The organism is Bradyrhizobium sp. SZCCHNRI20481 (genome assembly GCF_032485055.1).
Lineage (GTDB): Bacteria > Pseudomonadota > Alphaproteobacteria > Rhizobiales > Xanthobacteraceae > Bradyrhizobium.
Map to the genome: position 1 here is coordinate 172,360 of NZ_JAUEUE010000001.1, position 24,338 is coordinate 196,697.

The following is a 24,338-nucleotide window of genomic DNA, read 5'->3' on the forward strand; positions in this document are numbered from 1 at the left end:
GATCCGCGCCGATGCGGGGCCAGACCCCTGCCCGGCCAATCGCCCCGCCGGCATCAGGGTTGGCGCGGCGCGACCAGCTGCGTTTAGGCCTTCCCCTCACCCCCGAATCAGGTGGACCGTCGCGTCATCCGACAGCGCGCCACGCGCTCGCGGCCAATCGCGCCCGTCGCCTCCAAGAGTTCCAATATGCCCAACAAGATGTTGATCGATGCTACCCACCCGGAAGAGACCCGGGTCGTTGTCGTCCGCGGCAACCGCGTCGAGGAATTTGATTTCGAAACGGCCCAACGCAAGCAGCTCCGCGGCAACATCTACCTGGCCAAGGTTACCCGCGTTGAGCCCTCGCTGCAGGCCGCCTTCGTCGAGTATGGCGGCAACCGCCACGGCTTCCTGGCCTTCAGCGAAATCCATCCGGACTATTATCAGATCCCGGTCGCCGACCGGCAGGCTCTGATCGAGGCCGAGGAGCGCGCGCACCGCGAAGCCGAAGAGGAAAGCGAGAACCGCTCCAATCGCCGCCGCAACCGGCACCGCAGTTCGCGACGCCGCGGCAGCGGCGAACGGGTTCAGAGCGAGATCGTCGAGGCCGCCGAGGCAGGCCTCCCTGCCCAGCCCCAAGGGCATGAGGCCGACCACGAGGCGCATGAGCACCACGCCTATGCGCAGGACGATCAGCCGCACGCCGACGCGACCGATCCCAGCGAGGCGCAGGGCTTCTCCGAGGGCCCGGTCAAGGCCCAGGGTCAGGACGCGCCGGGCGAAGCTCACCACGGTGCAGCCGACGAATCGCGCGACCAGGCCGACGAGCCGCATGATGCCGTCGCCGCGCAGGACCGTGTGGCGGCTGCGGAACAGCCCGCCGGCGAAGCCGCGGACACCGCGGTCGCGCAGAACGGCGACGCGACCTCTGCCGAGGCGGCCAGCCCCGCTGTCGCCGCCGAAGAGCACGACGAAGAATATGACCATGCAAGCCATGATCATGACGAGCATGGTCATGACGACCATGACGATCACGATCACGACGAACATGATCACCACGATGACGGCGCGCCCGTAGCCGAGCATGACGGCAACGGCGTCACGATCGTGCCGGGCGACGACAACGGCGCCGAATCCGGGTCCGGCGACCACGAGGACGACGAGGACGACGGCGAAGAGATCGAGGAAGAGCTCGTTGAATCCGTCGGCGGCGATGACGTGCTGGAAGAAGTGCCTGAGCGCACCTTCCGCCCGCGCCGCCAGTACAAGATCCAGGAGGTCATCAAGCGCCGCCAGGTGATGCTGGTGCAGGTCGTGAAGGAGGAGCGTGGCAACAAGGGCGCGGCGCTGACGACCTATCTGTCGCTGGCCGGCCGCTACGCCGTGCTGATGCCGAACACGGCGCGCGGTGGCGGCATCAGCCGCAAGATCACCTCGGCGCAGGACCGCTCGCGGCTGAAGGAAGTGGTGCAGGACCTCGACGTGCCCGAGGGCATGGGCGTCATCCTGCGCACCGCCGGCGCCAACCGCACCAAGCCCGAGATCAAGCGCGACTTCGAATATCTGCTGCGGCTGTGGGAAACGGTCCGCGACATGACCCTGAAGTCGCAGGCCCCGACCCTGGTCTACGAGGAAGGCTCGCTGATCAAGCGCTCGCTGCGCGACCTCTATAACAAGGAGATCGACGAGATCCTGGTGGCCGGCGAAGCCGGCTACCGCGAGGCGCACGACTTCATGAAGATGCTGATGCCGACCAACGTCCGGGCGGTGAAGCAGTATCGCGACGGCCAGCCGCTGTTCTCGCGCATGGGCGTCGAAAGCCAGCTCGACGCGATGTTCTCGCCGACCGTCCAGCTGCGTTCGGGCGGCTATATCGTGCTCAACCAGACCGAGGCGCTGGTCTCGATCGACGTGAACTCCGGCCGCGCTACGCGCGAGCATCACATCGAGGACACCGCGCTCAAGACCAATATGGAGGCCGCCGAGGAAGTGGCGCGCCAGCTCCGGCTGCGCGACCTCGCCGGGCTGATCGTCATCGACTTCATCGACATGGACGAGAAGCGCAACAACCGCTCCGTCGAGCGCAAGCTGTCCGACTGCCTGCGGCAGGATCGCGCGCGCATCCAGGTCGGCCGCATCTCGCATTTCGGTCTGCTGGAGATGTCGCGCCAGCGCATCCGCGCCAGCGTGCTGGAAAGCTCGACCGAGCCGTGCGCGCATTGCGGCGGCACGGGCCACGTGCGCTCGGTATCCTCGGTGGCGCTGCAGCTCTTGCGCAGCCTCGAAGAGACGCTGATGAAGGGCGCGACCCACAACCTCGTGGTCCGCACCCGCACCGAGGTGGCGCTCTACGTGCTCAACCACAAGCGCGGCCATTTGCGCGACCTCGAGAACAGCTTCAAGGTGTCGCTCGCGGTCATCGCCGATCCGACTGTGAGCGGCCAGCAATCCTTCATCATCGATCGCGGCGAGCAGGTGCATACGCTGGAGGCCGCCAAGGCGCTGCTCGCGGCGCAGGCCTCCGCGCCGCCGCTGGTGGCCGAGGAAGTCTTCGACGACGAGGAGACGTTCGACATCGAGACGGAATCCGAGGTCGAGACCGAGGAGACCGAAGGCCTGTCCGAGGATGCGGCCGACGGCAGCGCTGCCGAAGGCGAGCGGGACGGCGCGCGCCGCAAGCGGCGACGGCGCCGGCGCGGCCGCGGCGGCGAGACCCGCGAGGGCACGCTGCCTGAAGGAACGGCCGGACTGCAGCCCGCAGAGCCGGGCCTTGCCGCCGAGCAGTCAGCCGAGGACTCCGACGGCGAAGACGACGAGTCGGAGGAACAGCCTGCGTTCGCCCAAGGCGAGCAGACGGATCAGCCTGGCGGCGAGCGGCGTCCGCGCCGGCGTGGACGCCGCGGCGGTCGCCGTCGGCGCGGTGGCGCGGAAGAAGGTCTCGCCGCGTCAATCGGCGACGAGCTAGCGCCGGCTTCGGCATCGGAGGCAGAAGCCGCCGTGGCCGATTTCGACGGCAATGGCGCTTCCCGCCACGACGAGGAAGAGCCGGCCGAACCCGCGGCGCCGGTCCATGCGGCGGCCGCAGCCGAGGCCGATGAGCCCATCGCTGACGCCTCCGTGCCCGTGCCCCAGGCTGCTCCTCGACAACCCGAAGTGCAGCAGACCGAGGCTCCGAAGACGGAATCCGAGAAGACCCCGCGCCGTTCGACGGTTCGCGAGAAGGTCAGCTTCCTCACCGAGCCCAGGCCCGAGAGCGCGGTTTCGGCCGTCAACGTCGCCGAGAGCAGCGCGCCCGCTCCGGCTGTCGACGTCGCTGCGTCCGAGCCGGTTGCCACCGAGCCGGCGGCCACCGATTCCTCGTCCCCTGCGGCCCCGCGCCGGGCCGGCTGGTGGTCCCGCCGTTTCGGTGGCGGGCAGTAAGCCCCCCGCTTTCCGACGCTTCAATGCAAAGCGCCCGGCCAGATGGCCGGGCGTTTTCATATGACGTTCTTCCATGGCACCGAATGCGCCGACCGGCGCCGACTTCATGACGATGGCGATGACGCCGAACACCGCATGCGCCGTATCGTCGATCACGTCCCGCGGCCGCTGACTGCGCTCGCCGCGCGCCATCAGCGCGAAGCCGAACGGGATCGCGAACAGCTGCACCTGCAGGATGTCGCCGCGCGCCAGCGCGCCGACGCCCTGCCCGCCCTACGCGAGCCAGCGGGCGATCCGGGAGACGGCCTCGCGCATGTCCTCGGCCGAACGCGCATAGGAAAAGCGCACGAAGCTGCGGCCGTGGATCGGATCGAAGTCGACGCCGGGCGTGGCCGCAACATGGGTCTCCTCCAGCATCCGCTTGGCGAAGTCGAAGCTGTCGGAGGTGAAGTCGGACACGTCGGCATAGAGGTAGAACGCGCCGTCGGCGGGCAGAAAGCGGGTCAGGCCGGCCTTCGGGAAACCCTCGATCAGGATGCGGCGGTTCTCCTGATAACCGTGCTTGATAGCCTCCATTTCGGTCCGGCCGTCGAACGCCGCTTCCGCAGCGATCTGCGACAGGGTCGGAACCGAAATCGCGAGGTTCTGCTGCAGACGTTCGATCGGCCGCGCCAGCGCATCCGGCACCACCATCCAGCCGATGCGCCAGCCGGTCATGCAGAAGTACTTCGAGAACGAGTTGATGATCAGAGCCTCGCTCGACAGCTCCGCCGCCGTCACCGCCGGAAACGCGTAGTCCAGACCATGATAGATCTCGTCGGAGATGAAGCGGATGCCGGCGTCGCGTGCGGCTGCGATGACGCCGCCCAGCGCCTCACGCGACATCATGGTGCCGGTCGGATTGGCGGGACTTGCCACCAGCACGCCCTTCAGCGGCGTCTTGCGGTGAACGGCAAGCAGCGCCTCGCCGGTCAGGGCGTGGCGGTTCTCCGCCGTGGTCTCGATCAGCACCGGCTCGCAGCCCAGCGCCGTCAGGATGTGGCGATAGGGCGGATAGCCAGGCACGGTCACGGCCACGCGATCGCCGGGCTCGAACATCGCCAGGAACGCCAGGATGAATCCGGCCGAAGATCCCGTCGTGATCACGATCCGCGCCGGATCGATCTCGCAAGCGTGCGTCTCGCGATAGTGCCGCGCGATTCGCTGTCGCAGCGACAGCAGGCCGAGCGCCGAGGTGTAATCGATGCGTGCCTGATCGAGCGCAGCGTGCGCGGCCGCGATGGCCGCTCGCGGCGCAGGCGCCGCAGGTTGGCCGACCTCCATGTGGATGACATGTCCGCCGCCCGCCTCGATCCGCTCGGCCGCAGCCATCACGTCCATCACCATGAACGGCGGAACATTGCTGCGCGCGGACGGCGCCGTCAGGTTGGCGATCCGCTGTTCCAATGTCGGTATCACTGTCGCATCCACCATCGATATCTGCTATTGACCCCGGCTGTTCGGACCCGCTCCGTGAACCGGTCGAGGTCAACCCATGGGCCTCATTCGCCGCAGATGAGCCGCATTCCGCCGTTTGGTGGGCAATAGCCCGTCTCGAGCCTCGCGCCAATTGCAAAGATCGCCTGATGTCGCTCCGTATCGTGCTTCGCAAGAAACTGTCCGGCGGGCTTGCCGCGGTCGTCGCTGCGGCCGTGACGCTGGCGCCGCTCGCGCCTGCGTCGGCGCAGCAAGGCAAGGGACCGCCGATCCTGCGCGACACCGAGACCGAGGTGCTGCTGCGTGAATATACGCGGCCGATCCTGCGCGTCGCCGGACTCGAAAGGCAGAACATCCAGATGGTCATCATCAACGATGCGTCCTTCAACGCGTTCGTTGCCGACGGCCGCCGCATCTTCGTCAATTACGGCGCGATCCTTCAGTCGGAAAATCCGAACCAGCTGATCGGCGTTCTCGCGCACGAGACCGGCCATCTCGCCGGCGGCCATCTCGCCAAGCTGCGCCAGCAGCTCGCCACCGCCCAGACCCAGATGATCATCGCCACCATTCTCGGCGCCGGCGCCCTCGCCGTCGGCGCGCGCGGCGGCGGCAGCGGCCTCGCCAATGCCGGCGCCGCGACGCTGTCCGCGCCGGGCGAGGTCATCCGCCGCTCGCTGTTGTCGTATCAGCGCCAGCAGGAGGAGAACGCCGACCGTGCGGGGGTGAAATTCCTCACTGCGGCAGCGCAATCGCCGAAGGGCATGTACGAGACGTTCAAGCGCTTCACCAATGAGAGCCTGTTCGCCGCGCGTGGCGCCGACCCCTATCTGCAATCACATCCGATGCCGGCCGATCGCGTCGAGGCGCTCGAGGGCCTTGCGCGCCAGAGCCCCTATTGGGACAAGAAGGACGACCCCGCGCTGCAGCTCCGCCACGACATGGTCCGGGCCAAGATCTCGGCCTTCATGGAACGGCCGGACACGGTGGCACGGCGATATCCCTTGTCGGACACCAGCCTGCCCGCCCGCTACGCCAGGGCAATCTCCACCTACCTGCATGGCGACCTGCGCAGCGCCCTGAGCCAGATCGACGCCCTGATCCAGGTGCAACCCAACAACGCCTATTTCTACGAGGTCCGTGGCCAGGCCCTGCTGGAGGGCGGCCGTCCCACTGAGGCGATCGCCCCGCTGCGCAAGGCGGTGCACCTGTCCAATAACGCCCCGCTCATCGAGATGTTACTTGGTCAGGCCTTGGTGGCATCCGAGAACAAAGCCTACACTGACGAGGCGATCTCGATCCTGCGCGCGGCAGTCGCGCGCGAATCCGAGGCACCGCTCGGCTATTCCCAGCTCGCGATGGCTTATGGCCGCAAGGGCGACTATGCGGAGGCGGATCTCGCCTCGGCGCAGGCCGCCTTCCTGCGTGGCGACAACAAGACGGCGCGCGAGCTTGCCTCGCGTGCGAAAACCCGCTTCGCGGTGGGGTCGCCGGGCTGGGTCAAGGCCGACGACATCGTCACGGCAAAGCCGCTTTCCGGCCAGTAATGTGCCGGACAGCGGGGGTTGGCGCCCGTTGAAGTTTTGAATTACTGCTATCATCCGATCCAGAATATCAAGATACCGATCACGACCATCGACAAGGACCCGATCATTTGACCCAGAGGACCTCCTTCATGCCGTCAGTCCGCACGCTCATTCCCGCGATGTTGCTCGCGCTCTCGCTCTGCGGCGTGCCTCAGCTCGCGTCGGCGGAGAGCTTCTCCGACAGCCAGCGTGGCGAGATCGAGACGATCGTTCGAAACTACCTGATCGCGCATCCCGAGGTGCTCGAAGAGGCGATGGCCGAGCTGCAGAAGCGCCAGACGGCGGCCGAGGCGGCCAAGCACGAGGCCAGCATCAGCAAGAACGCCGAGACGATCTTCAACTCGCCGCGCGGTGTCGTGCTCGGCAACAAGGATGGCGACGTCACCTTCGTCGAGTTCTTCGATTACAATTGCGGCTACTGCAAGCGCGCGATGGCCGACATGATGGACCTGATGAAGAGCGACCCGAAGCTGAAGGTCGTGCTCAAGGAATTTCCGGTGCTGAGCCAGGGCTCCGTCGAGGCCGCGCAGGTCGCGGTTGCCGTTCGGATGCAGGCCCCGCAGAAATATCTCGACTTCCACCAGAAGCTGCTCGGCGGCCGCGGCCAGGCCGACAAGGCCCACGCGCTCGCGGTGGCCAAGGAACTCGGCCTCGACATGGCCCGCGTCGAGAAGGACATGGCAAGCCCCGAGGCCAAGGCGACGATCGAGGAGAACTTCAAGCTCGCCGAGGAGATGGGCATGAACGGCACGCCGAGCTACGTGATCGGCAAGCAGGTCGTGATCGGCGCCGTCGGCGTCGAGGGCCTGCGCGAGAAGATCAGCACGGCCCGCTGCGGCAAGGCGAGCTGCTGAGCATATCTGTCAAAGCGTCTCGCCATCACGAGATCAATCGAAGGCCGGCTGTATCAGCCGGCCTTCTGCTTTTGCCGTGAGCCGGTGAAGAAGCAAGAGACCGGTGGCGCCGCCGCCCTCGCCTATCCCGTCAGCTTCATGCCGAGCCGGGTTCGAAGTGCCTCGCGGATGTGGCCGCGTGCAATCGCCTCGGCCCGATCGGGATCGCGGATCGCGATCGCCTCGATTAGCTCACCATGCTCGGCCGCGGCCGTTGCCTGACGTCCTTCGGCCGCAAACGTTGTGGTTCCCAGCAGCGCTGTCGCCACATGCATGTCCTCGAGGGCGGCATCGAGATAGCGGTTGCGCGCGGCGCGCTGGATCGCACCGTGCATCAGCCGATTCAGCCGCGCGAGCTCGACGGCGTCGCCCTCCCCGCTGACGAAGCGCGCATGAATGTCGCGCAGCGCCGCGATCTCGGCCAGCACGGCATACTGTGCCGCGAGCCGGGCCGCAGCGCCTTCGAGAATCTCCCGCATCGCGTACAGCTCGAGGATTTCATTCTCGTCGAGACTTCGCACGATCAGGCCGCGGCCACCAGCCGGCTGCACCCACCCCTTGGCCACCAGCTTGCCGAAGGCCTCACGGACCGGCGTGCGGCTGACGTTCAGCTTCTGGGCGACCTCGTCCTCACGCAGTCGATCGCCGGAGCGATAGAGGCCGTTCTCCAGCGCATGGCACAGCGCACGAAATACCGCCTCGCCGAGAGAGACGTTGTCACGATCGATGGTGAGCGATGGCGATTCCGAGGACATGGGGTCACTGTCTCACAACCTTGTTCCGAACAACAGTATCTCTTGCATGTGTTCGTATACAATAGTATACGAACACATGCCTCCGCAGCCGGCACTTCAGCACTGTCCATCATCGCTAGGCCGACGGCTGGCATGCCGATGGCGTGGCTGTGCGGACGCACGCCGATCCAGGGCCTGCCGCCTTGCGTTCGCAAGGGCCTGCGATGACTGATCAGAGCGATATCGTCGACTATCCCCTGACCTACGACGTCGTCGTGGCCGGCGGCGGCAACGCGGCCCTCTGCGCCGCCATTGCAGCACGGCGCGCCGGGGCCTCGGTCATCGTGCTGGAGGCCGCCTCGAAGTTCTATCGCGGCGGCAATACGCGCCACACCCGCAACATGCGCTGCGCCCATGACGCGGCGACCGCAACGTTGAGCGGCCCCTACACCGAGGACGAGTTCTGGGACGATCTCCTGCGCGTCACCGAAGGCCAGACCAACGAGCAACTGGCGCGCCTGATGATCCGCGAATCCAAGGACATGCTCGACTGGATCGTCGAACAAGGCGTGCGCTTCCAGCCCTCGCTCGGCGGAACGCTGAGCTTAGGGCGGACCAACTCGTTCTTCCTCGGCGGCGGCCGGGCCATGCTCAATGCTCTGTATCTGACCGCCGAGCGCCTCGGCGTCGACGTGCGCTACGAGGCCGAGGTGGTGGGGCTGCAGATGGACGACGGCCGCTTCCGCGCGGCGATCGTGCAGCACGGCAACGGCAGGATGCGCATCGGCGGCAAGGCGCTGGTGGCGGCCGCAGGCGGCTTCGAATCCAACATCGACAAGCTAGTCGAGGGCTGGGGTGAGATCGCCCGTAACTTCCTGATCCGCGGCACGCCTAACAATCGCGGCGCGGTGCTGGACATGCTGCTCGGCGCCGGCGTCGACAGTATCGGCGACCCGACCCAATGCCATGCGGTGGCGATCGATGCGCGGGCGCCCAAATATGACGGCGGCATCATCACGCGGCTCGACTGCGTCGTGTTCGGCATCGTCGTCAACAACAACGCTGAGCGATTCTACGACGAAGGCGAGGATGTCTGGCCGAAGCGTTACGCCATCTGGGGCCGCCTGGTCGCGACCCAGCCGAACCAGATTGCCTACATCATCTTCGACGCGAAATCGGCGAACCTGTTCATGCCATCGCTCTACCCCGCGATCGAGGCGGCCAGCATCACCGAGCTCGCCGGCAAGCTCGACCTCGATCCCGACAAGCTGACCACCACCGTCGCGCAATTCAACGCATCGGTGCGCGACGGCAGCTTCAATCCCGACATCCTGGACGATTGTCGCACCGAGAACTTGGCGCCGCCCAAATCGCATTGGGCGCGCCGTCTCGATTCAGCGCCCTTCTACGCCTATCCGGTCCGGCCCGGCATCACCTTCACCTACCTCGGCGTGCGCGTCGATCAAGCGGCAAGGATGATGATGAAGGCCGGCGGGCCAGCCGACAACATGTACGCCGCAGGCGAGATCATGGCCGGCAACGTGCTCGGCCGCGGCTATGCCGCGGGCATCGGCATGACGATCGGCAGCGTATTCGGCCGCATCGCGGGCCGGGGAGCAGCGACACATGCAGCGCAGTGAGGCGTTGACCGAGGCGGATCGGCTGATGACGATCTGCAATTCCTGCCGCTATTGCGAGGGCCTCTGCGCCGTGTTTCCGGCCATGGAGATGCGCCGCGCCTTCACCGGCGGCGACCTCAACTATCTCGCCAATCTCTGCCATGCCTGCGGCGCCTGCTACGTCGACTGCCAATTCTCGCCGCCGCACGAATTCGACGTTCGCGTCCCGTCCGTTCTGGCCCGGGTGCGGCACGAGAGCTACGCCGACTATGCCTGGCCGCCCGCGCTGGCGCCGCTGTTCAGGCGCAACGGCCTTGCCATATCGCTCATCGCGGTCATCAGCATGGCCGCGTTCGTCCTCGGCTTCGTGGCCTTCAACGATCCCGCCGCGCTGTTTGCAAGCCGGCACGGCCCGGGATCGTTCTACGCGCTCATGCCTCACAACACGATGGCGCTGTTGTTCGGCGCCGCCTTCCTGTGGGCCATCATCGCCATCATCATGGGCGCTCGGGCCTTCTGGAATGACATCGGCGAACCGAGCTCGACCCTGACGCGCTCACGTCCGCTGCTGCGCGCCGTTCGCGACGCAGGCAGCCTGCGCTATCTCGATGGCGGCGGCGTCGGCTGCTACAACGAGGATGAGCGGCCGCGCGACACCCGGCGGTTCTATCACCATCTGACGTTCTGGGGCTTCGTGCTCTGCTTCGCATCGACCAGCGTCGCGACGCTCTATCACTATCTTCTGCACCGCGAGGCGCCCTATCCGTTGTGGGATCTGCCTGTCGTGCTCGGCACGCTCGGCGGATTAGGCATCGTGGTCGGTCCGCTCGGACTCTACGCCGCCAAGCGCAGGCGTGAGCCGGCGATGATGGACGGCGGCAGCCGCGGCATGGATGTCGCGTTCTTGGCGATGCTCGTCCTCACCGGCGCGACCGGGCTCGCTCTCCTCGTGCTTCGCGAGACCAGCACGATGGGCGTGCTGCTCGTGGTCCATCTCGGTGCGGTGTTCGCGATCTTCGTCACGATGCCCTATGGCAAGTTCGTGCACGGCCTCTATCGATTCTTGGCGCTCCTCCGCTACGCGCGCGAACGTCACGGCGCGTAGCTCCGTGCGAGGTCGCCGTCAACGCACAACTGATCGCCGTCGTCATGCAGCATTCATGACCCTGAGCATCCGTTCATAAAGTTGCGATCTGCGACATTTTTCCGGAACGATCGGAGACGCACGGAACGACTCCTACCTCCTGCCGTTGTCGGCGCGGGCAGTGCCAATACGAGGAGGATAGAGGATGACCAATCGCTTGATGGTATCAGTTGCTGCAATCGCGCTCCTGGCGGGTGCAGGTTTTGCTCATGCGCAGAGCGCCGGCGGTGCGGGCGGGGCAGTTGGACAGTCCGGCGGCATGAACGCGCCCGGCGGCACGATGCATCGCGACAGCGCCTCGCCTGCGGCCGGCGGCGCGTCCGACATGCGCTCCAGCCAGTCGGATCAGAAGTCTGGTGCGACCAAGGGCCAGCGCGCCGAGGAAGGCATGAAGGGTCCGACTGCCAAGGGCGCGACCTCCGAGAGCGACAAGGCGGGCTCCAAGAGCATGAAGGCCGAGAGCCGCGACAGCAAGAGCGGCACCAGCACGAACGCCGAAACCAAGACCGGCAGCGACCGGTCGCAGACCACCACCGGACTGGCCGGCGCCGGCGCCAAGCTCACGACCGAGCAGCGCACCAAGATCACCAGCGTGATCCGCAGCCAGCGCGTCGAGCCGGTGACCAACGTGAACTTCAACATCTCGGTCGGCACCCGGGTGCCGCGCGACGTTCACTTCCACCGGCTCCCGGCCGAAGTCGTGACGATCTATCCGGAATGGCGCGGATATGACTTCATCCTGGTTCGTGAGCAGATCATCGTAATCGATCCTCGCACGCACGAGATCGTCGCAGTTCTCGACGCCTGATCCCGACCAGGCAGGCGATGAGGACATGGGGCGGGCAGCAATGCCCGCCCCATTCTATTGCGCAAATCTATTGCACAAAGAGCACGCAAGGGCGATCACACGCAGCCCGTGTAGCCCGGTGGACAAACCTGGTTAATCAGCGATTTCGCACACTTAAGACGGTTTTTTCGTGTGACGGACCAAGCCTCGAACGGCCGGCCTGGCTGCCGAAAGGCTTCCCCTTGGCGGCTTTGTTACCTATAACGCCGCCCACTGCCGCCACACCGCCGGGATGGGAATGGCCGACGCCGCTCACAACACGATCTATGTCCTCAACGGACCCAACCTCAACCTGTTGGGCACCCGCGAGCCGGAGACCTATGGCCACGCCACCCTCGCCGACGTGGAACGGCTCTGCGTCGAGACGGCTGCCCGCTTCGGCCTGGTGGCGGAGTGCCGGCAGTCCAACCATGAGGGCGTGCTGGTCGACTCCATCCATGAGGCCCGCAGCCGCGGTGTGGTCGGAATCATCCTCAATGCCGGCGCCTACTCTCATACCTCCATTGCCCTGCATGACGCGCTGATGGGGGTGAAGATCCCCACCGTTGAAGTGCACATCAGCAACATCCACGCTCGCGAGAGCTTTCGGCACCATTCTTTCACCGCGAAGGCGGCGTTTGCCTCGATCTGCGGCTTCGGCATCGACGGCTACCGGCTCGCGATCACTGGCCTCGCCGCCAAGATCGGCGCCAAAGCCGATACGCAGACCGACATCTAGCGCAAGCCTGACGTCACAGTCCTCACGCCACCCAACGTTCCGGATCAGATCATGGCGCCCCAGCCCGACGACAAGACCATCGCGAAATCCGAAGACAGCCAGCTCATTCGCGAGCTCGCAGCGCTGCTGGATGAGACCAGCCTGACCGAGATCGAGCTGGAGCGTGCCGGCCTTCGCATCCGCGTTGCCCGCAACGTGACCGTTGCGGCGGCCGTCCATTCGTCCATCGGAGCGGTCGCCGCTGGCGTTCCCCTGGTCGCAGCTGCGACGGCGGCAGCCGCCGGCGCGGACCTGTCCAAACATCCCGGCGTGGTGCCCTCGCCCATGGTCGGCACCGCCTATTGGGCGCCCGAGCCCGGCGCCAAGCCGTTCGTCGAGGTCGGCTCCAAGGTGTCGGTCGGTCAGACCCTGATGATCATCGAGGCGATGAAGACGATGAACCAGATTCCGTCACCGCGCGCCGGGACGGTGACGCAGATCCTGGTCGAGGACGGCCAGCCCGTTGAGTTCGGCGAGCCGCTGGTGATCATTGAATAATTGCGAGTAGCGAATGGCGAATAGCGAATAGCCGTCCGTTCCCTATTCGCTACTCCCTATTCGCTACTCGCCACTCGCGCCCGAGGCACCATGTTCGACAAGATCCTCATCGCCAATCGCGGCGAAATCGCCCTTCGCATCCTCAGGGCCTGCAAGGAGCTCGGCATCTCCACCGTCGCGGTGCATTCCACCGCCGACGCCGATGCCATGCATGTCCGCCTCGCCGACGAAAGCGTGTGCATCGGCCCGCCGCCGTCGAAGGACAGCTATCTCAACATCCCCGCGCTGCTCGCCGCCTGTGAGATCACCGGCGCCGACGCCGTGCATCCCGGCTACGGCTTCCTCTCGGAGAACGCGCGCTTCGCCGAGATCCTCGCCGACCACAACCTGCACTTCATCGGACCCAAGGCGGAACACATCCGCCTGATGGGCGACAAGATCGAGGCCAAGAAGACCGCCAAGCGGCTGGGCATTCCGGTCGTTCCCGGCTCCGACGGTGCGGTGACGCCCGACCAGGACGCGATGGCGATCGCCAAGGAGATCGGCTTTCCGGTGCTGGTCAAGGCGGCCGCCGGCGGCGGCGGCCGCGGCATGAAGGTCGCCCACACCGAGGCGGACCTGCAACTGGCGCTGACCACCGCGGCCAACGAGGCCAAATCCGCGTTCGGCGACGCTTCGGTCTATCTCGAGAAGTATCTGCAGAAGCCCCGCCACATCGAGATCCAGGTGCTCGGCGATGGCCGCGGCGGCGCGATCCATCTCGGCGAGCGCGACTGCTCGCTGCAGCGGCGCCACCAGAAGGTCTGGGAGGAAGGCCCCTCGCCGGTGCTCGACCCGGCCAGCCGCGCCAAGATCGGCGAGACCGTCGCCAAGGCGATGCAGGAGCTGAAATATATCGGCGTCGGCACCGTCGAATTCCTCTATGAGGACGGCGAGTTCTACTTCATCGAGATGAACACCCGCATCCAGGTCGAGCATCCCGTCACCGAGATGATCACCGGCATCGACCTCGTGCTGGAGCAGATCCGCATCGCGGCCGGCGGCGACCTGCCGATGACCCAGGACCAGGTTGTCATCAACGGCCACTCCATCGAGTGCCGCGTCAATGCGGAAAATCCCGTCACCTTCCGGCCATCGCCGGGCAAGATCCTGCAGTACCATCCGCCGGGCGGCCTCGGCGTCCGCATCGATTCGGCGGTCTATCAGGGCTACGTGATCCCGCCCTATTACGACTCGCTGGTCGGCAAGCTGATCGTCCACGGCAAGACCCGGGTCGAGTGCCTGATGCGGCTGCGGCGGGCGCTGGACGAGATGGTCGTCGACGGCATCGAGACCACCCTGCCGCTGTTCCGGGCGTTGGTGCGCGAGCCCGCCATCATCGATGGCGACTACCACATCCACTGGCTCGAGCAGTATCTCGCCGGCCAGAACGCGGACTGAGCAGCACCTGAAGAATCCCGCGGCCCGGCGGGAACTCTTCGGTCTGCACGACGTTCTGCTCTGTCGGCGGTTCCGCTGAGGGGGCAGGTATTTCAATCGGCATGCGAGTGAGCGGTGGCGCCTGAGATCAGACAGAGGCGCACGCTAGGACAAATCCTGCTGTTTTCGGCGGGATTCCTGGTGCTGGTCGTCGTCAGCACGGCCTCGGTGCTGCTGGTCAACAAGGCCCGCAGAGACAGCGCCTGGGTGGTGCACACCATCGAGGCGGAGAACCAGATCAATGCGCTGCTGCTCGAGGTCCGCCGCGCCGAGAGCGGCGCCCGCGCCTACCTGCTGACCCAGGGCCCGGATTTTCTCAGAGATCACGAAGCCGCCGTTGCCGCGATCCCGCCCGTGCTCGACAAGCTTGCGACGCTCCTCGCCGACAACCAGGCTCAGGTGGCGAACCTCGCCAGATTGCGCAGCATCATCGAGACCCGATTGGCGCAATTCGACCGGGAGAAGGCTCTCGTCGCGTCCGGCGATCTTCCCAGTGCGGTGGCCCTGGTGCGCGATGCCGCATCGATCGACAGCAGCACGACCATGCGTACCACCGCCGAGGCGATGCGCACCGAGGAGGAACGCCTGCTGGCGGTGCGAACCACCAATGCCGACGAAAGCCAGCAGCTCGCGACCATCGTCACTGTCGCCGGTTCGGCGCTGGTCGTCCTGCTCGCCGTCATCTCGCTGCTCCTTGTGCGCCGCTCGACCAGCGCCCGCGACGAGGCCGAGGCCAAGCTGCGCGAGAGCAACCTCAACCTCGAAGCCACCGTCGACGAGCGCACCGCCGACCTGCGCGAGGCCAATGAGGAGATCCAGCGCTTCGCCTACATTGTGAGCCACGATCTGCGCTCGCCGCTCGTCAACATCATGGGCTTCACCAGCGAGCTCGACGAGCTGCGCAGCGACATCTTCCGGCGCATCGCGGCGCTCGCGCGCGCGGTGTCCGACGCGCCGCCGCCCGCCGAAGGCACCGAGCCGGAGCTGGAAGGCGCCGACAAGCAGCTCTCGGAGGATTTCTCCGAGGCGCTGGGCTTCATCAAGTCCTCGATCGCAAAAATGGACCGGCTCATCACCGCCATCCTCAATTTGACCCGCGAAGGCCGCCGCGAGTTCGTGCCGGTGCGCATCGACACCCGCGAGCTGATCGAGGGCATCGTCTCGACGCTCGCGCATCAGGCTGCGGAAACCAACACCACCATCCGCGTGGAGCCGCTGCCCGCCATCGTCAGCGACCGCCTTGCGCTGGAGCAGATCTTCTCCAACCTGATCGACAACGCGATCAAATATCTGAAGCCCGGCGTTGCCGGTGACATCGCCATTCGCGCCCGCACCAAGCTCGGTTTCGCCATCTTCGAGATCACGGACAATGGCCGGGGGATTGATCCCAAGGATCACCAACGTATCTTTGATCTGTTCCGCCGCGCCGGGACCCAGGACCGTCCGGGTCAGGGGATTGGATTGGCCCATGTGCGCGCGCTGGTGCGCCGGCTCGGCGGAACCATGTCGGTCGCGTCGGAGCTCGACCAGGGCAGCACGTTCACCATCACGCTCCCGATCAACTGGAACGCCTCAACCCGGAACTCAGACCGATGACCATGCCCGTGACGATCATCATGATCGAGGACGACGAAGGCCACGCCCGCCTGATCGAGCGCAACATCCGCCGCTCGGGAGTCAACAACGAGATCAAGCCGTTCACCAACGGTACAGATGCCGTGAAGTATCTGCTGGGTGCTGACGGCACCGGCCTCGATCACAAGGGGCAAGCATTGCTGATCCTGCTGGACCTGAACCTGCCGGACATGACCGGCATCGACATCCTCAAGATGGTCAAGCAGAACAGCTTCCTGAAGAGCGCGCCCGTGGTCATCCTGACCACGACCGACGACTCGCAGGAGATCAAGCGCTGCTACGAGCTCGGCTGCAACGTCTACATCACCAAGCCGGTCAACTACGAAAGCTTCGCCAACGCCATTCGCCAGCTCGGCCTGTTCTTCTCCGTCATCCAGGTTCCGCCCGCCGCATGAGCTCCGCCGCCCCCACGCTGCTCTACATCGACGACGACGCGGCGCTGGCGCGGCTGGTCGAGCGCGGGCTCAAGCGATTGGGCTTCACGGTGGAACACGCCGCCGACGGCAGCGCGGGCTTGCAGCGGCTGGAGCGCGGCGGGATCGACGTCGTTGCGCTCGACCAGTACATGCCCGGCTTCGACGGGCTCGAGACGCTGGAGCGCATCATGGCGCTGCCCGAACCGCCGCCGGTGGTGTTCGTCACCGCCTCGCAGGATTCCAAGATCGCGGTCACGGCCCTGAAGGCGGGCGCAGCCGACTACCTCGTCAAGGACGTGCAGGGCGAGTTCATTCCGCTGCTGCAGGTCGCGGCCGAAGGCGCGGTGCGGCAGGCACGGCTGCAGAAGGCCCGCGACGAGGCGGAGGCGGAAGTCCGGGCCTCACGCGACCGCTACGCGGCGCTGGCGGCGGAGCGCGAGGTCCTGCTGCGCGAGGTCAATCATCGCGTCGGCAATTCGCTCCAGATCATCGCCTCGCTGCTGCATCTTCAGGCCAACTCCAGCACCCAGGACGACGTCAAGGCCGCGCTCACCAATGCGATGGGCCGCGTCGCCGCCGTGGCGCAGGTGCACCGCCGGCTCTACACGTCTCAGGATCTCAAGAGCGTGCTGCTCAACCAGTATCTGGATTCGCTGCTCGACGACCTGCGCCGCTCGGCCGAGGGCAACCGGATGTCGCGGCTGACCCTGAAGGCGGAGCCGGTCGAGATCGACCCGGATCGCGCGGTCGCGATCGGCATCGTCGTCAACGAGCTGGTCATGAACGCGGTCAAATACGCCTACCCCGATGGGCCGGGCCCGATCCATGTCGAGCTGAAGCTTGCAGGCGAGGACATCGTGCTGTCGATTGCCGACGACGGCGTCGGCCTCAACGCAACCAGCGATCCGCGCTCGACCGGAATGGGCCAGCGCATCGTCAGCGCCATGGCGACCAAGCTCGATGCCACCGTCGGCCCCGATCCGAGCCATGCCGGCACCAAGATCGTGGTCCGCTTCCGCCTCGAAAAAGATGCTCCCAAGCCCGCGGCTGCTGGGGTCGGCTGAGCCGAGGCAGGCGGCACGCGACCATCGCGCACCTGACGTCGGCCTGCTATGCTGATCCCATGAATACGCGCGACTCTGCAGCGTCCGAGATCACGCCCGAGGTGCTGCTGCGTGCCTATGCCTGCGGCATCTTCCCGATGGCCGAAAGCGCCGACGACCCGACCTTGTTCTGGGTCGAGCCGGAGCTGCGCGGCGTCATTCCGCTCGACGGCTTTCGCGTCGCCTCGCGCCTTGCGCGCACGGTCCGATCGGACATCTTCACCGTGACCGTGAACCAGGCCTTCAAGGCGGTGATGGATGGCTGCGCCGAGCCGCAGCCCGGCCGCGAGGACACCTGGATCAACAAGCGTATCCGCGAGCTCTACAGCGGCCTCCACGCGCTCGGCCATTGCCACAGCGTCGAATGCTGGCAGGATGGCGAGCTGGTGGGCGGCCTCTACGGCGTCAGCCTGGGCCGCGCCTTCTTCGGCGAGAGCATGTTTCATCGCACCCGCGACGCCTCGAAGGTCGCGCTGGTGCATCTCGTCGCGCGGCTGATCGCAGGCGGCTTCGAGTTGCTCGACACCCAATACGTCACCGAGCACCTCAAGACCTTCGGCGCCGTCGAGATCCCGCGCCGTCGCTACACCGTGCTGCTCGAAAAGGCCCTGAGGGGACCGGCCGCCAATTTCGCCAGGCTGGCGGTCGATCGGCCGATGCCGGGTACCGAAGCATTGTCGATCATCGCCGCGCGCGGCTGAGACCCGCTATCTGAACACTCCGCCGAACGGTCCGCCCGCCTGGGGCGGCGGCGGCGGTGGCGGCACCTGCTGGGTCTGATATTGCTGCGGCGGCGATGGCGGCCTGGGAGCCGCCTGCCTCTGCTGCGGCGGCCGCTTCTGTGCCGGCTGCGCCGTGGGCGCGGGCTTCTGATCGGGGGCTGCGCTGACCACCGTGGTCTGCGGCTCTTTGCAGTCGACCAGCCAGATATCGTAGATCGGGTGCTCGACGCCGTGCAAGCCGGGGCTGGCCGCGAACATCCAGCCCGAGAAGATGCGCTTCACCTCGCCCTGCAAGGTGATCTCGTCGACCTCCACGAACGCGTCGGTGTTGGCGGCCTCCGTGGCCGGCCTCGTGTAGCAGGCGTCGGTCTTCACCCGGAGCGCGCCGAACTGCACGGTCTCGCCGATGTCCTCGTCGAAATTGATGATGCGGCCGGTGATCTTGTCGAGCCCGGAGAAGCTCGCCTTCTTGTTCACGATCTTCTGCGCCGGCGGCTCGGTCACGACCTCGTCGCCCGGCTGGATGGTGGCCGGCGTCTGCGGCACCGCGCCGTTCGGCGGGATCGCCGCATTCTGGGGGGCGCCGCGTGCCGGTGCCTGCCGCTGACCGGGCGCAGCCTGGCCGGGCGGCGGCACGGCCGCGACCGGGGGATTGTTCTGCGGCAGGATCGTCGTTCCCGGCGGCGGCGCCAGCGGCTGGGATTGGACCGGGCCCGGCAGGGCGGCGCCCTGCCCTGGCGGCGGACGGGTCGGCGCCGGCAGCACCCGACCCTGCGGCAGCTCCGGGACCTCCTCCTCTTCCTCGGGAGGCGGAATCGGCTCGCCACGGCGCGGAATGTTGCCCGGCGGGCGCGGAACGGGATCGGAGAAAATGGTACCGATCTGCGCGCGCGCCGGCACGGACAGCGTGAGGGATGTGGCGGCCAGCAATGCCACGATACCGGTCAGGACGATTGTTCGGTGCATCTCGCGCGGCTTTATCAGGCGAATCGGGGTTCGGGACAATCAAATCGCGTCATGACCCATCCGCCGCTCTCGATCAGCCCTCCCGTTAACATGTCGAATACGGCGGGGGAAGGGCGAGCTGCCAGCGCTCCGCGTGCTGGTCAGCCGGTCCATCCAATGAGATAGTCGTGATCAAGAGCCGGATCGGAACCGGCGTCAAAGGGAAGGAAACCGATGTCTGAATCGATCCGTCTCGACGGCAGGGTGGCCGTCGTTACCGGCGCGGCCGGCGTCATCGGCGCCGCGACCATGCGGCTGCTGGCCGCACGCGGTGCCCGCATCGTCGCGGTGGACCGGCGCGAGGCCGATCTCGCCGCCGCGACGGCCGCCCTGCCCGCAAGCGCCGAGGCGCTCGCCGTGGCCGCCGACGTCACCGACGAGGACCAGGTCGCGGCTTATGTGCGACAAGCGTGCGATCGGTTCGGCACCATCGACGTGTTCTTCAACAACGCCGGCATCGAAGGCGAGATCAAGCCGATCACCGCGTATCCGCTGGAGGCGTTCCGTCGCGTGCTCGACGTCAACGTCGTCGGCGTCTTCCTCGGCCTCAAGCACGTGCTTCCGGTGATGCTGAAGCAGAACCGCGGCTCGATCATCAACACCGCCTCGATCGCCGGCCTGATCGGCTCGCCGCAGATCGCCGTCTACAGCGCCAGCAAGCACGCGGTCATCGGCTTGACCAAGAGCGCGTCCTGGGAGTGCACCGGGACTAATGTGCGTGTGAACTGCATCTGCCCCGGGCTGATCGAGAGCCGCATGCTGAGCGCGATCATCGAAGGGCGCAGCGGCGCCGCGGTTCCGGCCGACAAGGTGGTCGATCGCGTCCCCGCACGCCGACTCGGCCAGGGCGCAGAGGTCGCCTCGATCGTCGCCTTCCTCGCCTCCGACGATGCCAGCTACGTCTCCGGCGCCGCCTACACCGTCGATGGTGGCCGCACCGCCGCTTGACGTCCCCTCAACGCACAGGTCGATTGCAATGCCCGTTCAGCTCGATGCCGATGCCGCCGCCGTCTACAAGGCGTTCCAGGAGGGCGGTCGGCCGGCCTATGAGACGCTGACACCGCAGGAGGCGCGGGACTACTATCTGGCCGCGCGCGTCGTGAGCAATCCCGAGCCGCCCGAGCTTGCGGACGTCAAGGACCTCGCCATCCCTGCCCCGCATGGCGCAATCCCGGCACGGCTCTATCGGCCAAGGGCGGTGCGGCAGACCAACGGTCTTGCGCCGGGATTGGTGTTCTATCACGGCGGCGGCTGGGTGATCGGCAATCTGGATTCGCATGACGTGGTATGCCGCGCGCTGGCGCACGAAGGCGAACTGATCGTGATCTCGGTCGACTACCGCCTCGCGCCCGAGCACAAGTTTCCGGCGGCGGTCGACGACGCCGTCGCGGCCATACGATGGATCGCCGACAATGCCGCCGCGCTCGGCATCGATGCCGCCAGGCTCAGCGTCGGCGGCGATTCCGCTGGCGGCAATCTCGCCGCCGTCGTCGCACTCTCGGCGCGTGACGGCAACGGCCCGAAGCTCTCAGGCCAGGTGCTGATCTATCCGGCCACCGACTTCACGATGAGCCATCCCTCCCACAGCGAGCCCGAGACCAGCGTGCTGCTGACGCATTCGGTCATCCGCTGGTTTCGCGACCATTATCTCAACAGCGTCGCCGACATTCACGATTGGCGGGCCTCGCCGGCGAAGGCGGGAAGCCTGGTGGGGCTACCGCCCGCTTATGTGCTCACCGCCGGCGCCGATCCGCTGCGCGACGAAGGCGACGACTACGCGCGGCGCCTGCGCGAGGCCGGCGTGGCGGTGACCTACCGAACGCATCCCGGCCAGTTCCACGGCTTCTTCACGATGGGCAAGCTGTTGGACCAGGCCAATGTCGCGGCGCGCGACATCGGCGTCTGGCTGAAGCAGCTCGACCGGCCCGGCGGCATCTGAGCGTTGCCGCGCTGAGCTCAGAACGCAACGACCCGCGAGTTCGCGGGTCGTGCTCACATGCGGCCGAAGTCGTCTCGTGTGAGATCGGCTTGCTCGCCTCGAGCAGCAGCTACATCCCGTGCAAGCCGGCCAGGACGACTGGGCAGCTCACATCTCATTCCTCGCAGCAGGAGACTCCCGCATGAAGACCGTGAACCTCGCCGACAAGCTGAGCCAATTCTCAGGCCATTGGGACCCGCACGTGATCGCGGACTACAACGAAAATGACGTGATGGTCGTGAAGTTCATGGGAGAATTCCCGTTCCACAAGCATGACACGACGGATGACTTCTTCCTGGTCCTGGAAGGCGAGATGGAGATGGACATTCAGGGGCAGCCTTCGCGGACGGTGAAGGCCGGCGAGTTGTTCGTCGTCCCCAAAGGGGTCGTCCACCGGCCGCGCGCGGCCAAAGAGGTCAAGGTGCTCCTGATCGAACCCAAAGGCGAACCGAACTCCGGCGACTCCGACCGGGTGCCCGCGCCCAAGCCGCGCATCTGACTCGCCAGAAGACGTCAGAGCTTCGGGACTCCGCGAGCTTGAGATATCATCCAGAGCGGACAGGTGAGCAGGATAAACATGGAGCCAACTCTGGAGATTGCGCTGGCTTGGTTCAAGCCCGAAGAGTGGGACGATATCAGGCGGATCTGTCCAGATCTGCACGACACCTACGAAGAATGGCTGGCCAGCGCTCAGGAGGTCATCGACACGATCGGCAGTCGCCCGGACGAGCGGATCGTGAAAGTGATCCCGACCGCGGTCGAGCTTCGGAAATGGCAACGCGCGACCGGGCGCCAAGTCGATGGCAGGGTTCGCTCACAGCTTGCCGCCAGGGGCGCGCGCAAGATCCGCACCGAGCCCCCACAGCCGGCTCCCGAGCCCCGTTCTGGCTCAGAAGGCGGTCGCTGACGCTTGTCGCTCAGTTCGCTCAGGCGGGCCACGGCAAGTTCTGAGGGCGCAACGGCCGCCCATGCAGCGGACGAAGCGGAACATCGCCGAAATGTCCGCTGTTTTTGCGCTGCAACCGAGATAGTGTCCCCTCGCCCGCAAGGACGGCTTGTGGCCGTCTGGCAGGCCCCTCCTCCGATAGGATCGCCCCGATGTTCGACCGCTTGACCCGCCAGCCCGATGATCCCCTGCTCGCTCTGATCGGCATCTTCAAAGCCGATCCGAGGCCGGACAAGGTCGATCTCGGCGTCGGCGTCTATCGCGACGAGGCCGGCCATTCGCCGATCTTCCGCGCTGTGAAAGCTGCGGAGCGCATCATCTGGGAGAGCCAGGACAGCAAGAGCTATGTGGCGCCGGAAGGCGACCAGCGCTTCCTCGACCTGTTGTGGTCGCTCGTCGGCGGCCCCGCGCCATCGGTCCATGCCGCAGGCGTGCAGACTCCGGGCGGCTCGGGCGCGCTCCGCCTCGCCGCCGATCTGATCCGGCAGGCCGGCACCGGCAAGATCTGGCTCGGCCTGCCGAGCTGGCCCAATCACGCCGGCATCTTCGCCGCGGCGGGGCTCGAGGTCGAGACCTATCCATACTTCGACGTGCCATCGCAGACCCTGCAGCTCGACAGCATGCTCGACGCGCTGCGGCGCGCTCAGCCGGGCGATGCCGTCCTGATCCATGCCTGCTGCCATAACCCGAGCGGCGCTCCCCTCAGCGCCGACGACTGGACGCGGATCACCGCCATGATCACAGCGCGCGGCCTCGTGCCGCTGATCGATTCCGCCTATCAGGGCTTCGGCGCCGGCATCGACGGCGATGCGGCCGGTCTGCGGATGCTGATCGCGGCCGCCCCCGAAGCGCTCGTCGCAGTGTCCTGCTCGAAGTCGTTCGGACTCTATCGTGAGCGCACTGGTGCTCTTTACGCCGTCGCGGCATCGCAGGCGGCGGCCGACACCGCGCGCTCCAATCTCGTCGCGATCGCGCGCACCAGCTATTCGATGCCACCGGACCATGGCTCGGCGATCGTGAAGACCATTCTCGGCAGCCCCGATCTGCGCCGCGACTGGGCCGAGGAGTTGGAGTCGATGCGGCTGCGCCTAGCGACGCTGCGCCGCTCCTTTGCCGAGGCGCTCGGCGGCCGCTGGTCGAACACCGTCGCCATCGGCGTGCAGGAAGGCATGTTCTCGCTGCTGCCACTTACCCCGGCGGAGGTGCTGACCCTGCGTGAGAAGAGCGGCGTCTACATGCCCACCTCGGGCCGCATCAATGTCGCCGGCCTGAAGCTGTCAGACGTGACGCGCGTCGCCGGCCTGTTCAAGTCGCTTTGAGCGAGCGCGGGCGAGGAACGACAGCGTGACCGAGATCGTCCAGGAACGGCACAAGCTCTACGAAGACGCAATGGCCCTGACGCTCGGCACGCTGTTCGTGTCGCTCGGCATGCTCATCTACAGCAAGACGGTGCTGCTGGTCGGCAGCACCGCCGGCCTGTCGTTGCTGCTGAGCTATGTCAGCGGCTACGGCTTCGGCTTGAGCTTCTTCCTGCTCAACCTGCCCTTCTACGTGCTGGCCGTGAAGCGCATGGGCTGGCCGTTCACGATCCGCACCTTCCTGGCGGTCGGGCTTGTGGCGCTGTTCTCGCGCCTGACGACGTCCTGGGTGGAGATTGCGTGGATCGAGCCGATCTATGCCACCATCATCGGCGCCGGCCTGACCGGCACAGGGCTGCTGATGCTGTTCCGCCATCGCACGGGCCTCGGCGGCATCAACATCCTGGCGCTGTATCTGCAGGAGCACTGGAAGATCAGGGCCGGCTACTTCCAGCTCGCGGTCGACGTCCTGATCATGATCGCCGCCTTTTTCGTCATCCCCGTGAACCGGCTGGCGCTGTCGATCATCGGCATCGTGATCGTCAACGTCATCATCGCGATCAACCACAAGCCGGGGCGCTACATGGCGCTGAGCTGAACGGCCGAGCTCCAACCGCAAGGTCGATCTGCGCTCGGATAGCCCCCACCGTGACACGCGCCGGATGCCGCATGGGTGCGCTGCACCTTGCCAGACGGCGCATTCCGTGGGATGAAAGCTCTGGTATGCCAGCAACCGAGGCAATGGG

At 66.4% G+C, this 24,338-nt stretch carries 22 protein-coding genes and 1 pseudogene; 19 read left to right on the forward strand and 4 right to left on the reverse strand.

The window, feature by feature from the left end; all coding sequences use genetic code 11:
• The first annotated feature begins 186 nt into the window (after nucleotides 1–186).
• Nucleotides 187–3,399: an Rne/Rng family ribonuclease gene (locus QX132_RS00875; protein ID WP_410052841.1), complete on the forward strand. Its 3,213-nt coding sequence runs from the start codon at nucleotides 187–189 to the stop codon at nucleotides 3,397–3,399.
• Between the two features lie 72 nt (nucleotides 3,400–3,471).
• Here the strand turns inward: QX132_RS00875 and QX132_RS00880 are convergent.
• Nucleotides 3,472–3,660, reverse strand: a pseudogene (locus tag QX132_RS00880) (cation:dicarboxylate symporter family transporter); the annotation flags it as partial.
• A 12-nt stretch (nucleotides 3,661–3,672) separates the two neighbouring features.
• Complete coding sequence (locus tag QX132_RS00885; protein ID WP_315755614.1) at nucleotides 3,673–4,872, reverse strand: pyridoxal phosphate-dependent aminotransferase; 1,200 nt, start codon at nucleotides 4,870–4,872, stop codon at nucleotides 3,673–3,675.
• Between the two features lie 152 nt (nucleotides 4,873–5,024).
• Between QX132_RS00885 and QX132_RS00890 the strand changes: the two genes are divergently transcribed.
• Both QX132_RS00890 and QX132_RS00895 read left to right on the forward strand, forming a co-directional pair.
• Nucleotides 5,025–6,419, forward strand: coding sequence for a M48 family metalloprotease (locus QX132_RS00890; RefSeq protein WP_315737779.1), 1,395 nt, complete (start codon nucleotides 5,025–5,027; stop codon nucleotides 6,417–6,419).
• 128 nt (nucleotides 6,420–6,547) lie between these two features.
• A complete protein-coding gene (locus QX132_RS00895; RefSeq protein ID WP_315772229.1) occupies nucleotides 6,548–7,312 on the forward strand; it encodes a DsbA family protein in 765 nt (254 codons plus the stop codon).
• A gap of 122 nt (nucleotides 7,313–7,434) precedes the next feature.
• Here QX132_RS00895 and QX132_RS00900 read toward each other — a convergent pair whose 3' ends face one another.
• Nucleotides 7,435–8,106 (reverse strand): GntR family transcriptional regulator, encoded by a 672-nt coding sequence (locus QX132_RS00900; protein ID WP_316159865.1) that lies wholly within the window; start codon nucleotides 8,104–8,106, stop codon nucleotides 7,435–7,437.
• Nucleotides 8,107–8,309: 203 nt separating this feature from the next.
• Here QX132_RS00900 and tcuA point away from each other — a divergent pair, with 203 nt between their 5' ends.
• From tcuA to aat, 10 genes are all read left to right on the forward strand, one after another.
• Nucleotides 8,310–9,725 (forward strand): FAD-dependent tricarballylate dehydrogenase TcuA, encoded by a 1,416-nt coding sequence (tcuA, locus tag QX132_RS00905; RefSeq protein WP_316159866.1) that lies wholly within the window; start codon nucleotides 8,310–8,312, stop codon nucleotides 9,723–9,725.
• Entirely contained in the window at nucleotides 9,712–10,809 is a 1,098-nt protein-coding gene (gene tcuB, locus QX132_RS00910) for a tricarballylate utilization 4Fe-4S protein TcuB (RefSeq protein ID WP_316159867.1), read from the forward strand. Before tcuA ends, tcuB begins: the two co-directional genes overlap by 14 nt.
• 184 nt (nucleotides 10,810–10,993) lie before the next feature.
• Nucleotides 10,994–11,656 carry a DUF1236 domain-containing protein gene (locus QX132_RS00915; RefSeq protein ID WP_315780587.1) on the forward strand — a complete coding sequence of 221 codons (663 nt, stop codon included), beginning with the start codon at nucleotides 10,994–10,996 and terminating at the stop codon, nucleotides 11,654–11,656.
• 277 nt (nucleotides 11,657–11,933) lie between these two features.
• Nucleotides 11,934–12,413, forward strand: coding sequence for a type II 3-dehydroquinate dehydratase (gene aroQ / locus QX132_RS00920; protein ID WP_315755619.1), 480 nt, complete (start codon nucleotides 11,934–11,936; stop codon nucleotides 12,411–12,413).
• Nucleotides 12,414–12,464: 51 nt separating this feature from the next.
• Complete coding sequence (gene accB, locus QX132_RS00925; protein ID WP_315737772.1) at nucleotides 12,465–12,950, forward strand: acetyl-CoA carboxylase biotin carboxyl carrier protein; 486 nt, start codon at nucleotides 12,465–12,467, stop codon at nucleotides 12,948–12,950.
• Between the two features lie 90 nt (nucleotides 12,951–13,040).
• Nucleotides 13,041–14,390 carry an acetyl-CoA carboxylase biotin carboxylase subunit gene (accC, locus tag QX132_RS00930; protein WP_315737771.1) on the forward strand — a complete coding sequence of 450 codons (1,350 nt, stop codon included), beginning with the start codon at nucleotides 13,041–13,043 and terminating at the stop codon, nucleotides 14,388–14,390.
• A gap of 114 nt (nucleotides 14,391–14,504) precedes the next feature.
• Nucleotides 14,505–16,025 (forward strand): sensor histidine kinase, encoded by a 1,521-nt coding sequence (locus QX132_RS00935; protein WP_316159868.1) that lies wholly within the window; start codon nucleotides 14,505–14,507, stop codon nucleotides 16,023–16,025.
• Nucleotides 16,022–16,459 (forward strand): response regulator, encoded by a 438-nt coding sequence (locus QX132_RS00940; RefSeq protein WP_315737769.1) that lies wholly within the window; start codon nucleotides 16,022–16,024, stop codon nucleotides 16,457–16,459. The genes QX132_RS00935 and QX132_RS00940 overlap by 4 nt, the downstream gene beginning before the upstream one ends.
• Complete coding sequence (locus tag QX132_RS00945) at nucleotides 16,456–17,544, forward strand: sensor histidine kinase (RefSeq protein ID WP_316159869.1); 1,089 nt, start codon at nucleotides 16,456–16,458, stop codon at nucleotides 17,542–17,544. Before QX132_RS00940 ends, QX132_RS00945 begins: the two co-directional genes overlap by 4 nt.
• A 59-nt stretch (nucleotides 17,545–17,603) precedes the next feature.
• Nucleotides 17,604–18,284, forward strand: coding sequence for a leucyl/phenylalanyl-tRNA--protein transferase (gene aat, locus QX132_RS00950; protein WP_316159870.1), 681 nt, complete (start codon nucleotides 17,604–17,606; stop codon nucleotides 18,282–18,284).
• A 6-nt stretch (nucleotides 18,285–18,290) separates the two neighbouring features.
• Here aat and QX132_RS00955 read toward each other — a convergent pair whose 3' ends face one another.
• A complete protein-coding gene (locus QX132_RS00955; RefSeq protein WP_316159871.1) occupies nucleotides 18,291–19,271 on the reverse strand; it encodes a DUF2155 domain-containing protein in 981 nt (326 codons plus the stop codon).
• Nucleotides 19,272–19,484: 213 nt separating this feature from the next.
• Here QX132_RS00955 and QX132_RS00960 point away from each other — a divergent pair, with 213 nt between their 5' ends.
• The 6 genes from QX132_RS00960 (at nucleotide 19,485) to QX132_RS00985 (ending at nucleotide 24,190) form a co-directional block, all read left to right on the forward strand.
• Nucleotides 19,485–20,258: an SDR family oxidoreductase gene (locus tag QX132_RS00960; protein WP_316159872.1), complete on the forward strand. Its 774-nt coding sequence runs from the start codon at nucleotides 19,485–19,487 to the stop codon at nucleotides 20,256–20,258.
• A gap of 28 nt (nucleotides 20,259–20,286) precedes the next feature.
• A complete protein-coding gene (locus QX132_RS00965; protein ID WP_315737765.1) occupies nucleotides 20,287–21,249 on the forward strand; it encodes an alpha/beta hydrolase in 963 nt (320 codons plus the stop codon).
• A gap of 181 nt (nucleotides 21,250–21,430) precedes the next feature.
• Nucleotides 21,431–21,787 carry a cupin domain-containing protein gene (locus QX132_RS00970; protein WP_316159873.1) on the forward strand — a complete coding sequence of 119 codons (357 nt, stop codon included), beginning with the start codon at nucleotides 21,431–21,433 and terminating at the stop codon, nucleotides 21,785–21,787.
• Nucleotides 21,788–21,865: 78 nt separating this feature from the next.
• Nucleotides 21,866–22,195, forward strand: coding sequence for a hypothetical protein (locus tag QX132_RS00975; RefSeq protein WP_316159874.1), 330 nt, complete (start codon nucleotides 21,866–21,868; stop codon nucleotides 22,193–22,195).
• Nucleotides 22,196–22,386: 191 nt separating this feature from the next.
• On the forward strand, nucleotides 22,387–23,553 hold the full coding sequence (locus QX132_RS00980; protein WP_315737762.1) for an amino acid aminotransferase: 1,167 nt from the start codon (nucleotides 22,387–22,389) through the stop codon (nucleotides 23,551–23,553).
• Between the two features lie 25 nt (nucleotides 23,554–23,578).
• Nucleotides 23,579–24,190 (forward strand): YitT family protein, encoded by a 612-nt coding sequence (locus QX132_RS00985; RefSeq protein ID WP_315780583.1) that lies wholly within the window; start codon nucleotides 23,579–23,581, stop codon nucleotides 24,188–24,190.
• Nucleotides 24,191–24,338: the final 148 nt, after the last annotated feature.

What these genes read in the sequence shown, in the direction of transcription:
- QX132_RS00875 (WP_410052841.1), top strand. Translation starts at nt 187, where the DNA reads ATGCCCAACAAGATGTTGATCGATGCTACCCACCCGGAAGAGACCCGG.
- QX132_RS00885 (WP_315755614.1), bottom strand. Translation starts at nt 4,872, where the DNA reads ATGGTGGATGCGACAGTGATACCGACATTGGAACAGCGGATCGCCAAC.
- QX132_RS00890 (WP_315737779.1), top strand. Translation starts at nt 5,025, where the DNA reads ATGTCGCTCCGTATCGTGCTTCGCAAGAAACTGTCCGGCGGGCTTGCC.
- QX132_RS00895 (WP_315772229.1), top strand. Translation starts at nt 6,548, where the DNA reads ATGCCGTCAGTCCGCACGCTCATTCCCGCGATGTTGCTCGCGCTCTCG.
- QX132_RS00900 (WP_316159865.1), bottom strand. Translation starts at nt 8,106, where the DNA reads ATGTCCTCGGAATCGCCATCGCTCACCATCGATCGTGACAACGTCTCT.
- tcuA (WP_316159866.1), top strand. Translation starts at nt 8,310, where the DNA reads ATGACTGATCAGAGCGATATCGTCGACTATCCCCTGACCTACGACGTC.
- tcuB (WP_316159867.1), top strand. Translation starts at nt 9,712, where the DNA reads ATGCAGCGCAGTGAGGCGTTGACCGAGGCGGATCGGCTGATGACGATC.
- QX132_RS00915 (WP_315780587.1), top strand. Translation starts at nt 10,994, where the DNA reads ATGACCAATCGCTTGATGGTATCAGTTGCTGCAATCGCGCTCCTGGCG.
- aroQ (WP_315755619.1), top strand. Translation starts at nt 11,934, where the DNA reads ATGGCCGACGCCGCTCACAACACGATCTATGTCCTCAACGGACCCAAC.
- accB (WP_315737772.1), top strand. Translation starts at nt 12,465, where the DNA reads ATGGCGCCCCAGCCCGACGACAAGACCATCGCGAAATCCGAAGACAGC.
- accC (WP_315737771.1), top strand. Translation starts at nt 13,041, where the DNA reads ATGTTCGACAAGATCCTCATCGCCAATCGCGGCGAAATCGCCCTTCGC.
- QX132_RS00940 (WP_315737769.1), top strand. Translation starts at nt 16,022, where the DNA reads ATGACCATGCCCGTGACGATCATCATGATCGAGGACGACGAAGGCCAC.
- QX132_RS00945 (WP_316159869.1), top strand. Translation starts at nt 16,456, where the DNA reads ATGAGCTCCGCCGCCCCCACGCTGCTCTACATCGACGACGACGCGGCG.
- aat (WP_316159870.1), top strand. Translation starts at nt 17,604, where the DNA reads ATGAATACGCGCGACTCTGCAGCGTCCGAGATCACGCCCGAGGTGCTG.
- QX132_RS00955 (WP_316159871.1), bottom strand. Translation starts at nt 19,271, where the DNA reads ATGCACCGAACAATCGTCCTGACCGGTATCGTGGCATTGCTGGCCGCC.
- QX132_RS00960 (WP_316159872.1), top strand. Translation starts at nt 19,485, where the DNA reads ATGTCTGAATCGATCCGTCTCGACGGCAGGGTGGCCGTCGTTACCGGC.
- QX132_RS00965 (WP_315737765.1), top strand. Translation starts at nt 20,287, where the DNA reads ATGCCCGTTCAGCTCGATGCCGATGCCGCCGCCGTCTACAAGGCGTTC.
- QX132_RS00970 (WP_316159873.1), top strand. Translation starts at nt 21,431, where the DNA reads ATGAAGACCGTGAACCTCGCCGACAAGCTGAGCCAATTCTCAGGCCAT.
- QX132_RS00975 (WP_316159874.1), top strand. Translation starts at nt 21,866, where the DNA reads ATGGAGCCAACTCTGGAGATTGCGCTGGCTTGGTTCAAGCCCGAAGAG.
- QX132_RS00980 (WP_315737762.1), top strand. Translation starts at nt 22,387, where the DNA reads ATGTTCGACCGCTTGACCCGCCAGCCCGATGATCCCCTGCTCGCTCTG.